The sequence below is a fragment of the Streptosporangium heterodermiicola genome (assembly GCF_051390675.1).
Lineage (GTDB): Bacteria > Actinomycetota > Actinomycetes > Streptosporangiales > Streptosporangiaceae > Streptosporangium.
The window spans coordinates 349,281-361,019 of sequence record NZ_JBPJSR010000002.1 but is presented as its reverse complement, the minus strand read 5'-3'; the positions used below and the strand labels follow the sequence as shown (position 1 = coordinate 361,019).

Genomic DNA, 11,739 nt, shown 5'->3' with positions numbered 1-11,739 from the left:
GCTTCCGGGAACGTGGGAGCTGGTCAGACCGGTGTCCGGGGTCGGCGATGATGAACGGCATGGACAATGGTCACATCCGGTTCGCCTCGGCGAAGGGCCGGTGGGTCCTCCTCACCACCGTGCTCGGTTCCGGCATCGCCCTGCTGGACGGCACGGTCGTCAACGTGGCCCTGCCCGCGCTCGGCGACGACCTCGGCGCCGACATGGCCGGTCTGCAGTGGACGGTCAACGCCTACACCCTCACCCTCGCGGGCCTGATCCTGCTCGGCGGATCGCTCGGCGACCGGTACGGCAGGCGCAGGATCTTCCTGATCGGCGTCGTCTGGTTCGCCCTCGCGTCGGCCCTGTGCGGCCTGGCGCCCAACGTGGAGACGCTGATCGCGGCCCGCGCCCTGCAGGGCGTCGGCGGCGCGCTGCTCACCCCGGGGTCCCTCGCCATCATCCAGGCGTCCTTCGACAGCGAGGACCGGCCCAGGGCGATCGGGGCGTGGTCGGGCCTGGGCGGGGTGGCCGCGGCCGTCGGCCCGCTGCTCGGCGGGTGGCTGGTGGAGACGGCCGGATGGCGCTGGGTGTTCCTGATCAACCTTCCGCTCGCGGCGCTCGTCGTGGCGGTCGCCGTACGGCACGTACCGGAGAGCAGGAACCCCGAGGCCACCGGCCGGTTCGACGTCCTGGGCGCGGTGCTGGCGGCGCTGGCGCTGGCCGGGATCACCTACGGCCTGATCGACCTGGAGATCGTCCCGGTCGCGGCGGGCGTGCTGCTGGGCGCCGCGTTCGTCTGGCTGGAGATCAGGCGCTCGCCCAGGGCGCTCGTACCGGTCGAGGTCTTCTCGTCGAGGGTGTTCACCGCGGTCAACGTCGTCACCTTCATCATGTACGCCGCGATGGGCGTGGTGTTCTTCCTCCTGGTCGTCCAGCTGCAGGTGTCGGCGGGCTTCTCCCCGCTGGTGGCCGGGACCTCGATGATCCCGGTGACGATCCTGATGCTGCTGCTGTCGTCGCGGGCGGGCGAGCTGGCCAAGCGCCTCGGGCCCCGGCTGCCGATGACGGGCGGCATCCTGGTCTGCGCGGGGGCCCTGCTGCTGATGTCGCGGATCGGCCCCGGCTCGTCGTACGTGGTGGACGTGCTGCTTCCGGCGACGCTGTTCGGGCTGGGCCTGTCGGCGGCGGTCGCGCCGCTCACCGCGACGGTGCTGGCCACCGCCGCCGAGCGGCACGCGGGGGTGGCCAGCGGTGTCAACAACGCCGTCGCCAGGACCGGCGGGCTGCTCGCGGTGGCCGCGATCCCGCCGCTGGCCGGGCTGACCGGCGACGCCTTCGACTCCCCCGAGATCTTCACCGCCGGGTTCCACACGACGATGCTGGTCAGCGCGGCGATGCTGGGCGTCGCGGCGCTGACCACCTTCCTCACCATCCGGGAGAACGTGCTGATCCCGTCGGAGCCGAAGGTGGGCTGCCCGGTGACGGCCCCCCAGCCGGGCAGGTGACCGCCGGGGACGTCAGAAGGTGAACGCCTGGCTCCGGACGCTGTTGTCGAAGTTGGAGACCAGCAGCTCGGGCTCGCCGACCGAGCGGATCTCCGGCAGCCGGGTGAACAGCGCGCGGAACATCGCCCTGATCTCCTGCCTGGCGAGGTTGGCGCCCAGGCAGAAGTGCGGCCCGGGGCCGCCGAAGCCCACGTGGGGCTTGGTGTCGCGGGTGATGTCGAACCGGTCGGCGTCGGGGAAGACCGTCTCGTCGCGGTTGGCCGAGCCGTAGAAGAGCACGACCTTGTCGCCCGCCTTCAGGCGCAGGCCGCGCAGGTCGTAGTCCTCGGTGACGGTCCGGCGGAACTGCATGATCGGCGAGACGTGACGGACCATCTCCTCGATCGCGCCGCCGATGCGCGCGTCGAAGTCGTCGGCGAGCAGGCGCCGCTGCTCGGGGTTGTCGGTCAGCAGCTTGATGCCGTGCGCCATGGTGTTGCGGGCCGTCTCGTTGCCCGCCACGAGCAGCAGCGTGAAGAACGATCCCAGCTCGCGGTCGGTCAGCCTCTCGCCGTCGACGTTGGCGGTGACGAGCGCCGAGACGAGGTCGTTGCGCGGCGTCCGGGCGCGCTCCTTGCCCAGGTTGATCACCAGGCGCTGCAGGGCGAGCAGCGCGAGCGTGTTCTGGGCGGCCATCCTGACGGTGTGGGCCAGGCTGGGCCGTACGCCGGAGTAGGCGGTGGAGATGTCGACGTGCTGGTGGACCTTGGCCCGCACGTCGTCGGGGACGCCCATCATGTCGCAGATGACGTGGATGGGCAGCTTGGCGGCCACCTGGCCGACGAAGTCGCCGGGCCCCGAGGCCGTCACGTCGTCGACGATCCGCGCGCACGCGGCGTCGATGTCGCCCTGCAGGTTGCCCAGCATCTTCGGGCTGAACGCGCGGGAGACGATGCGGCGGAGCCGGGCGTGCCGGGGGTCGTCCATGTTGACCATGGACTCGCCGAACACGTGCTTGACCCAGCCGGGCGGCTCGGGGCTGGTCACGCCCGGCTCGCTGGAGAACACCTTGGCGTTGCGGCTGGCCTCGACCACGTCGGCGTGCCGGACCAGCGCGTAGAAACCCTTGCCCGAGCGGAGCAGCGGGACGCGCTTCTCCTCGAAGAACACCGGCTTGTCGAGATCCCGAAGCCGCGCGAACGCCTCATGCCGCTCCTTGAGCGGCCGCCGCCAGAATCCCAGGTCGGCCAGGTCGATTTCCATGCCGCCAATCCTGGCATGTTCTTTACGCGTACCGGCCACGTGGATTTCATGTCCCGGTGGGCCGCGTGTCCGAATCACCGGAAACCATCACGGGTATGAGAGCCGCGCTCCTCACCTCCGCAGTCCTCGCCGCCCTGCTGATCCCCGCCGCCCCCTCTTCCGCCGCCGCCTGCTCCGGCGTGCCCTCCGACTTCGACGGCGACGGGCGGGCCGATCTCGCGGTCGCCGCGCCCTACACCCGCACCGGCGGCCACGCCCGCGCGGGGTCGGTCACCGTGCTGTACGGCATGCGTACCGCCACCGAGGGGAAGCTGACCCAGGACACGCCCGGGGTGCCCGGCGAGGCCGAGACCGGGGACTCGTTCGGCTCGGCGCTGGCGACCGGCGACTTCGACGGCGACCGCTGCGCCGACCTGGCCGTGGGCGTCTCCGAGGAGGACCGCTCCCGGCCGGGAGAGGACGGCGACGGCGCCGTGCAGCTGTTCCACGGCTCGCCCGGCGGCCTGCGGCCCGGCAAGCTGATCGACGCCGGGGACCTGGGCCGCAAGCGCGAGCCCGGCCGGTTCGGTGCCGCGCTCGCGGCGGGGGACCTGGACGGCGACGGCGACGACGAGCTGGTGATCGGCGCTCCCGGGCTGGGTGGCGGCGCGGTCGGGGTGTACGGGCTCAAGGGGCGCGAGCCGTACATGATCACGCAGGAGACCGGCTGGGTGGGGCAGCGCGAGCGCGAGACCGACCAGTTCGGCGCGGTGCTCGCCACCGGCGACTTCGACGGGAACGGCCGGGCCGAGATCGCCGTGGGCGCGCCCGCGGACACGGTGCTGAAGAACGGCCAGGGCTCGGTCACCGTCCTCGACGTCCGGCGGCGCGGGGCGACCGTGCTCACCCAGGACAGCCCCTGGATCACCGGCGTCGCCGAGGTCTGGGACTTCTTCGGCAACTCCCTGGCCAGCGGCGACTTCAACGCCGACGGCCGCGACGACCTGGCGATCGGCGTGCCGGGCGAGGGGCTCAGCGACAACCAGCGGGCGATGGACTACGGCGACGGCACCGTGCACGTCGTCTACGGCTCCCGCTCGGGGCTGCGTACGGCGGTCTCCGAGGCCTGGTCGCAGCGCTCCCTGAAGGGGCAGCCGCGCTACTTCGACCGCTTCGGCGCCGCCCTCGCCGCCGGGGACCTCAACGGCGACGGCGACGACGAGCTCGCGATCGGGGTGCCGGGCGAGAACGCCGTCCAGGTGCTCGCGGGAACCCGCTCCGGCGGTCTCACCAAGAACCACAACCTGCTGCTCACCGGAAAGGGCGGCGACTTCGGCGGGTCCCTGGCCACGGTCTCGGGCCGAGGCCTGGTCGTCGCCGCCCCGGGCGACAGCAGGCTCACCCTGCTGCGCGGAACCGTGCGGAAGGGCTCCTACCCGGGCATCCGCCCGTCGTCGGCGAGGTCCCTGGCCGGTGCTCCCGGCGACACCCTGTTCGGCTACGCCTTCGCGAGCCCGTCCTCCGGGCGGTAGGGATCGGCGCGAACTCTCGACGGGGCGGTGCGGGGCGCGCGGGGCAGCGCGGCGGGGTGGCGGGGCGGCGAGGCGGGACGGAGGGCGCGGGGCAGCGCGGCCGGGCGGCGCGGGGGCCGCGGGGGCGGGGCCTTCCCTCGGCGGACACCCCGGCTTTCGATCCACGGCCTTCGATCCACGGCTTTCGATCCACGGCCTTCGATCTCCGGCCTTCGATCCACGACCCGTACCGGCCTGGCCGATATAGGCCGCCACCATCTGGGGGAGCAGAATATCGGCTGCTTAATTCACGTCGTTACCTAAGATGATGAGCATGTTCGACGCACAGCAGAGGACCGTTCGCGATCTACGCCGGGGCAACCGGGCGATCGTGCTGCGCGCCCTCTACTTCGAGGGCCCCGCCAGCCGCCAGGAGCTCAGCGAGACCATCGGGCTCAGTCCCGCCACCGTGAGCAACGTGACCGGAGACCTGCTCGCGAGCGGGATCATCGTCGAGGCCGGCCTGGCGGACTCCGACGGGGGCAGACCCCGGGTGCTGCTGCGGGTCAACACCACCCACGGCTACACCGTCGGCGTCGACGTCGGTGAGACGCACGTGCGCGTCGAACTCTTCGACCTGGACATGAACCGGCAGGCCAGAGCCGAGTACGCCCTGCGCCCCACCGGGCACGACGTCGACCAGGTCGTCCGCCACATCCTCGCGGGCATCGACGTGGTCCTCGGCGAGAGCGGCGTGCCCAGGGAGCGGGTGCTCGGCGTGGGGGTGGGCGTCCCGGGAATCGTCGAGACGGGACCTGACGCCCTGATCCACGCCCCGACCTTCGGGTGGGACGCGGTCCCGCTCGGCAGGCTGCTGCGGGCGGGCACCGACCTGCCGCTCTTCGTGGACAACGGCGCCAAGTCGATGGGGCAGGCCGAGCTGTGGTTCGGCGTCGGACGCAGGGCCAGGCACGCCGTGGTGGTGCTGATCGGCTCGGGAGTCGGGGCGAGCATCATCACCGACGGGTCCACCTACCTGGGGGCCAACAGCAGCGCCGGCGAGTGGGGCCACACGAAGATCATGGTCGGCGGGCACCGGTGCCGCTGCGGCGGTGAGGGCTGCCTGGAGGCGTACGTGGGGGCCAGGGGCATCCTGGAACGCGCCGGGGTCTGGACGGAGACCGTCGACGAGCAGGCCGAGCTGGCCGGGCTGGTGGCCGCCGGTTCCCCGGTCATCGACGAGACCGTCACCTATCTGGGCGTCGGGCTGGCCAACCTGATCAACCTGTTCAACCCCGAGCGGATCATCATCGGCGGCTGGGCGGGGGTGCTGCTCGGCGAGCACCTGCTGACGAGGATCAGGAAGGTCGTCGCGGACAACTGCCTGGCGCAGCCGTACAAGACGGTCTCCATCGGCCTGGGCCGCCTCGGGGTCGACTCGGTGGCGCTGGGCGCCGCCACCCTCGTGATCGAGGACCTCCTGCAGGCGAACCCGGCCGCGAAACCGAACGGCGTCTCCCCGCGCCCCAGGAACCGGGCCGGGATCTGATCCCGTACGGCGCCGTCACCGCCCCGGGCGGGCCAGCGGCCGGTACACGGCGGCCGTTCCCGCCAGGACGACGGTGACACGCCCCTCCGGCCGTGCCGGACGACGATTACGGGCGAACAAGTGCTCTTCAAACTCTCGTATTCCGGCCGTCCCCGGTGCGAGGGAAAAGCCAGAATGCGATCTCGACAGCGCCGATACCAAGTCATACCGTTCAGGGTCTGTGCCTGAACGATCACGGAAGCGGCCTCAATGTTCAAAGCTGTCATCAGCCCGGACCAGTACGGTGTCAACCCTCACTCGATTTCCACCGCCAAATACCGCGTCGAGAATTCGCACATCACGCCGGGCCAGAACATCGCGACGTTCCACCTGACCCGGCGGCGCGACATAAACGACGAGGGCACCGTCACGGACCCGTTGTCCGCCGCCGAGTATCCGGACCGGCTCATCACCGTGCCCAGCCTGGGTGTGGTGTTCAAGCGGGACGTCGGCGTCTACGGAAAGAAGATCACCCTCAATACCAGCCATTCGGAGTATCAGCCCTACCAGAACAACCAGGAATTCGTGGCACTGCGGGAAGCGGAAACCTGGCCCCGCTGCCGCCTACAAGAAGTCCCTGCAGAAATGATCTCTCGCTGCCGGGGGTAGACCTGCCTGTCTGCCCCCGCGACCGGCGAGACCGCCGGATATCCGATTCGGGCCGACGAGGGCTCGAAGGGTCTCCGGTGAGACGTGTGCGTCGAATGCTCTCCCCCAGCGCGTCGAGGCGTCGCCCGCGCCCGGCCGCTCGGCCTCCGTCGGGGGGAGCGGCTACCTCACCGTGACTCCGGCTTCAGCACCGGGATAATATGGACGGTATAGTTATTGGTTGCATGAGAAGGGCGCCGCGTGATCGAGATCCTGAACCCCACCGAACTGGCCCGAGCGAAAGAGACAGGCGCCCTGGTCGCCGACATCCTGCAGACGCTGAAGAGCCGCAGCACGGTGGGCACGAACCTCCTGGACATCGACCGGTGGGCCCAGGCCATGATCATCGAGGCCGGGGCGCTGTCCTGCTATGTCGACTACGAGCCGTCGTTCGGACGCGGGCCGTTCGGCCACTACATCTGCACGGCCGTCAACGACGCCGTGCTCCACGGACTGCCGTACAACTACACGCTCGCCGACGGCGACCTGCTGACGCTCGACCTCGCCGTCTCCAAGGGCGGGATCGCCGCGGACTCCGCCGTCAGCTTCGTCGTGGGCGAGTCGAAGCACCCGGAGAGCGTCGCGATGATCGGCGCGACCGAACGCGCGCTGAGCGCGGGGATAGCCGCCGCGGGGCCCGGGGCTCGCGTCGGCGACATCTCCCACGCCATCGGCTCGGTCCTCAGCGAGGCGGGGTATCCGATCAACACCGAGTTCGGAGGTCACGGTATCGGGTCGACGATGCACCAGAGCCCGCACGTCTCGAACACCGGACGGCCCGGCCGCGGGTACAAACTGCGCCCCGGGCTGCTGCTCGCACTGGAACCGTGGGTCATGGCGGACACCGCCGAGCTCGTCACCGACGCCGACGGGTGGACGCTCCGCAGCGCGACGGGCTGCCGGACGGCGCACAGCGAGCACACGATCGCCATCACCGACGACGGAGCCGAGATCCTCACCCTGCCGGGGCAGGCGCGACCGTGAGGTCGAGGCCACGCCCGGCCCTCCGCTCACCGCCGCGCCGCTCACCGCCGCGCCGCTCACCGCCCTTCCGCTCACCGCCGCGCCACGACCCGGGCCGCGACCCGGCATCGTCCCGTCCACGGCGCACCGCGTCCTGAGACCGGTGCGCCGCGTCCGTCCTCGGTCGGTACGGCTAGCGGATGCGCGTGCTGGCCTTGATCTTGCGCTTGATCTCCTTGCGGAGCTTGCGGATGTCGGCGTCCGCGTCGGACGTGGCGATCACACCGAACGCGGCGGTGGCGGTGCCCCGGCGCGAGCCGGCCCAGGCCCGGATCCGCACGGTCGTCGAGTCGCCCTTGTCGAGGGAGGTGATCCAGCACGACACGCTACGGCCCTTGACGGAGCATTTGACGCTGCGCGGCTTGGAGACCACCCGGATCTTGCGGAAGCGTTTCGAGAAGTCCCCGATGAGCGCCACGTAGTGCTGGCCGCGGGCCTTCCTGTTGCGGACCTTGACGGAGTAGACGAGGGATCCGCCCCGCTGGACGTGCTTGGGGAAGGTGATCACGTACCCGAAGTCGGAGGGTGCGGCGGCGGGCGCGACCGCGGGGGCGGCGGATAAGGCGGGTAAGGCGGATCCGGCGGCGGTGGCGGGGGTCGGGGAAAGGAGGGTGCCGCCCAGCGCCGCGGCGAGAGCCGCGGCGGTGAGCCTCGTGGCGAGGGGACTCATAAGCGGCATCATCCAATAAATCTTCCAGAATTCCTCTCACGTTTCAGGTCAGTGCCGCCTGTCCTGACGGGACGGTGAAGCGGGCGCCGGTCTTGGCGGGGGCGCCGCGCCTGCTGATGTAGTCGAGCGTGCGGAAGTCCGCGCGCAGCTCGTCCTGGGTGACCCGGCAGACGATGTAGCCGCGCCGCTGGTCGAGATAGGAGATGTGCGGGTTCTCGGCGACCGTCTCGGCGATCCGGCCCTCGTCCCGATAGCCGTCGCCGTCGCTGGCGATCGAGGAGGTGACGAGTTCCACCGCCACGCGGGGCGAGTCGGGGTCGTCGAAGTCGAGCTTGAGGTCCGCCGCGTGGTGCATGTGCGCGTCGCCGGTGAGCACGACCGGGTTGGACGCGCCCGAGTCGCGGAAACCGGTCAGCAGGCGGGTGCGCTCGGCGGCGTAGCCGTCCCAGGAGTCCATGTTGACCTCGGTCCCAGGCCCGACCTTGGAGTCGCGCTGGGCCATCAGGATCTGCTGGCCGACCAGGTTCCAGCGGGCGTCCGAGCTCGCGAGGCCGTCCAGCAGCCAGCGCCGCTGGTCCTCGCCGAGCAGGGTACGGCCGGTCGCGAGCCGGTCGTCGCAGCCGGACCTGAGCCCGTCCTCGCACGCCTGGTCGTCGCGGAACTGCCGGGTGTCGAGCAGGTGGAAACGGGCCAGCGGCCCCCAGTCGACCCGGCGGTGGACCCGCATCGCCGCCCCGCCGGGCACGCTCGTCCTGCGCAGCGGCATGTTCTCGTAGTACGCCTGGAAGGCGTTGGCCCTGCGCCGGGCGAACGCCGGGGCGCCGGAGCTGGAGACGTCCCCCGCCCAGTTGTTCTCGATCTCGTGGTCGTCGAAGGCCACCAGCCACGGCGCGACCGCGTGCGCCGCCTGCAGGTCGGGGTCGCTCTTGTACTGCGCGTGGCGCATCCGGTAGTCGGCCAGCGTGGCGCACTTGCCCCAGGTGTGCTGCCGGACGCTCCCGCCCAGCGCCGTGTATCCCTGGGGGGCGTACTCGTACATGTAGTCGCCCAGGTGCACGACCAGCTCCGGGTCCTGCTCGGCCAGTCTCCGGTACGCCGTGTAGAAGCCGTGCTCGTAGTGGGCGCAGGCGGCGACGGCGAAGGTCAGCGGGGACGACAGGGACGCGGCGGACACAGCGGACGGGGCCGTACGAGTGCGGCCGGTCGGCGACAGGTGCCCTTCGGCGCGGAAGCGGTAGAAGTACTCCCGGCCGGGCTCCAGGCCGTCGACCTCGGCGTGGACGCTGTGCGCCCGCTTCCAGCGCGCGGTCTCGGTGCCCTCGCGGACCACGTGGGAGAACCGCTCGTCGGTGGCGAGCTGCCATTCGACGTCCACGTCCCTGACCGGCATGCCACCCCGGCCGTTCAGGCCCAGCGGGTCGAGGGCGAGCCTGGTCCACAGCACGACGCCGTCCTTGGACGGGTCGCCCGAGGCGATGCCGAGGGTGAACGGGTCGCGGGCGAGGGCCCGGGAGGACATCCGGGAGGGGCCGAGCCCCGCCCCGGTCAGCAACAGGCCGCCCGCACCCGCGGCGGCGACGGAAAGGAACACTCTGCGTGACGGCTTCTGCTCCACACCATCAGTGCACCCGTTTCAGCTTTCCCCGCCGTGGCCTGCGAATCAAGGCGAGATGAACAGCCGCCGCACAGACGAGTCGCCTACCCACGGTGATTGAACAACGGCCGACCTCCGGGCGACATCACGGCGAAGGACCGGCCTCCCGCCGGTGGCCGCGCGGCACCGGGGTCGACACGGGCAGTGCTCGGGGCCGGCGCGGGGCAGGGTTTGAGAGGTCAGCTCGGGATCGGCGCGGGCAGAGCTGAGACGTCAGCGCGGGCAGAGCTCAAGGTCGGCGCGGCAGGGCCTGAGAGGTCAGCGCAGGTAGGGCCTGAGAGGTCGGCTCGGGCACGGCTTGAGAGGTCAGCGCAGGTAGGGCTTGAGGTGCGGGGTGAGGGCTCCGCAGCCCAGGTATTTCTCCACGGTGTGGAAGTCGATCCAGTCGAGGTTGACCATGGACTCCTGGTCGACCCCGGTGAAGCAGGCCCGCAGCCCCGGCGGGATCGCCGCGATGTCGTCCTTGTCGGCGATGTTGACCCACCGCTTGACCTTGCGGGGGCGCTCGCCCCAGCCGTTCACCGGGGCGGGCGTCAGGCGCTCGAAGATCACGTTGCGCATGCCGAGCGGGCTGCCGAGGGTGATCAGCAGGTCGACCTCCAGGTCGGGGTTGGCCCAGAGCGTCTCGTACGTCACCACGCTGCCCAGCGAGTGCGCGATCACCACCTTGGGGCGGTTGCGCCTGATCACCTCGGCCACCGCCGCCCGGCACTTCGCGCGCGTCTCACCCCCGGCGGCCATGTAGGCGGCGACCTCGGGGCAGAAGAACGTGGCGAAGTCGGCGGCGTTGACCTCCAGCCGGTCCAGCAGCCAGCCGGTCATCCGGTGCAGGGCTCCGGTCAGCCCCTCCCCAACCGCGTCGAGCTGCTTGGCCCAGGCGACGAAGACCTCCTGGGCGCCGACGTCCATGGTCCGCACCGCGCGTACGGAGTCGTTCTTGCTCTCGCCCAGCAGGTGGGCGTAGTAGGCGATCTCGGTGACGTAGCGCTCCTTGGCGTGCGGTTTGCCGCCGGTCAGGCCCTTGTGCAGGTAGCGGTCCCACTTGTCGCGCATCGCGAGGGCGGCGCCGCCGACCGAGTTACCCGCGTCGCGGTAGTAGCGGTACTTGCCGATACCGTGCACGCCGACGATCGTGTCCATGCGCCCCCGCCTCCTGCTTCGGATGCCCTTGTTCTCACTGATGTTTGACCACATGCGCCTTCGGGCAATGTGTGTCCCCCGGGCAACTGTGGCGGAAGGGAACCCCGCGCCACAAGGCCGATCCGACTCCAGCCGCGACTCAAAAACCATCAACAGCGACCAAACTGGGCATAAAACCAGTTGATCCACGCTTATGGCTCCTCGGTACGCTGAAAACCCGCACACCCCCGTGAGAAGGAAGTCACCGCCATGCCCGGTCCGCTCCAGATCAGCGGCTCGGTCTCGGTCCCCGAGGCCGAGCTCGGCTGGCGGTTCTCCCGTTCCTCCGGCCCCGGCGGCCAGGGGGTCAACACCACCGACAGCCGGGTCGAGCTCAGCTTCGACCTGGCCGCCACCGAGGCACTGGGCCCGGCCTTCAAGGCCCGCGCCCTCGAACGCCTCGGCCCCCGCCTGGTGAACGGTGTGATCACCATCGCCGCCTCGGAGTTCCGCTCCCAGCTGCGCAACCGCGAGGCCGCCGAGATGCGCCTCGCCCAGCTCCTGCGCGAGGCGATCGCCCCGCCGCCCAAGAAGCGCCGCCCGACCAAGCCGAGCAGGGGCGCGGTCGAGCGGCGGATCGCCGCCAAGAAGCAGCGCTCCGACCTCAAGCGCCTGCGCAGGGACCACCACTAGCGCCTCCTTCCCGCCCGCGCGGGGGCTCCACTTGAGCCTCGTTCCCGTCTGCGCAGGGACTCCGTTTGAGCCTCGTTCCCGCCCGCGCGGGCACCACCGGCGGAGCCTCGTATCCCGCCTCCCCG

10 protein-coding genes are annotated in these 11,739 nt (G+C 71.0%); 6 read left to right on the top strand and 4 right to left on the bottom strand.

Features of this window, described 5'->3' with window-relative positions; translation table 11 throughout:
• Positions 1-59: 59 nt before the first annotated feature.
• Positions 60-1,487 carry an MFS transporter gene (locus tag ACSC1Q_RS05410; RefSeq protein ID WP_436757529.1) on the top strand — a complete coding sequence of 476 codons (1,428 nt, stop codon included), beginning with the start codon at positions 60-62 and terminating at the stop codon, positions 1,485-1,487.
• Between the two features lie 12 nt (positions 1,488-1,499).
• Here ACSC1Q_RS05410 and ACSC1Q_RS05405 read toward each other — a convergent pair whose 3' ends face one another.
• The gene (locus ACSC1Q_RS05405; protein ID WP_436757528.1) at positions 1,500-2,729 is read right to left on the bottom strand and encodes a cytochrome P450; all 1,230 of its coding nucleotides are present in this window, start codon (positions 2,727-2,729) and stop codon (positions 1,500-1,502) included.
• Between the two features lie 95 nt (positions 2,730-2,824).
• Between ACSC1Q_RS05405 and ACSC1Q_RS05400 the strand changes: the two genes are divergently transcribed.
• From ACSC1Q_RS05400 to map, 4 genes are all read left to right on the top strand, one after another.
• A complete protein-coding gene (locus tag ACSC1Q_RS05400) occupies positions 2,825-4,240 on the top strand; it encodes an FG-GAP and VCBS repeat-containing protein (protein WP_436757527.1) in 1,416 nt (471 codons plus the stop codon).
• Positions 4,241-4,553: 313 nt separating this feature from the next.
• Positions 4,554-5,768, top strand: coding sequence for an ROK family protein (locus ACSC1Q_RS05395; protein WP_436757526.1), 1,215 nt, complete (start codon positions 4,554-4,556; stop codon positions 5,766-5,768).
• 249 nt (positions 5,769-6,017) lie between these two features.
• Positions 6,018-6,416: a hypothetical protein gene (locus tag ACSC1Q_RS05390; protein WP_436757525.1), complete on the top strand. Its 399-nt coding sequence runs from the start codon at positions 6,018-6,020 to the stop codon at positions 6,414-6,416.
• Between the two features lie 240 nt (positions 6,417-6,656).
• Positions 6,657-7,439, top strand: coding sequence for a type I methionyl aminopeptidase (gene map, locus ACSC1Q_RS05385; protein ID WP_436757524.1), 783 nt, complete (start codon positions 6,657-6,659; stop codon positions 7,437-7,439).
• 172 nt (positions 7,440-7,611) lie between these two features.
• Here the strand turns inward: map and ACSC1Q_RS05380 are convergent, their stop codons facing one another.
• From ACSC1Q_RS05380 to ACSC1Q_RS05370, 3 genes are all read right to left on the bottom strand, one after another.
• A complete protein-coding gene (locus tag ACSC1Q_RS05380) occupies positions 7,612-8,148 on the bottom strand; it encodes a hypothetical protein (RefSeq protein WP_436757523.1) in 537 nt (178 codons plus the stop codon).
• A gap of 43 nt (positions 8,149-8,191) precedes the next feature.
• Positions 8,192-9,739 carry an alkaline phosphatase D family protein gene (locus ACSC1Q_RS05375; protein ID WP_436757522.1) on the bottom strand — a complete coding sequence of 516 codons (1,548 nt, stop codon included), beginning with the start codon at positions 9,737-9,739 and terminating at the stop codon, positions 8,192-8,194.
• Between the two features lie 369 nt (positions 9,740-10,108).
• Positions 10,109-10,942 carry a hypothetical protein gene (locus ACSC1Q_RS05370; RefSeq protein WP_436757521.1) on the bottom strand — a complete coding sequence of 278 codons (834 nt, stop codon included), beginning with the start codon at positions 10,940-10,942 and terminating at the stop codon, positions 10,109-10,111.
• 249 nt (positions 10,943-11,191) lie between these two features.
• Between ACSC1Q_RS05370 and arfB the strand changes: the two genes are divergently transcribed.
• Positions 11,192-11,614, top strand: coding sequence for an alternative ribosome rescue aminoacyl-tRNA hydrolase ArfB (gene arfB, locus ACSC1Q_RS05365; protein ID WP_436757520.1), 423 nt, complete (start codon positions 11,192-11,194; stop codon positions 11,612-11,614).
• Positions 11,615-11,739: the final 125 nt, after the last annotated feature.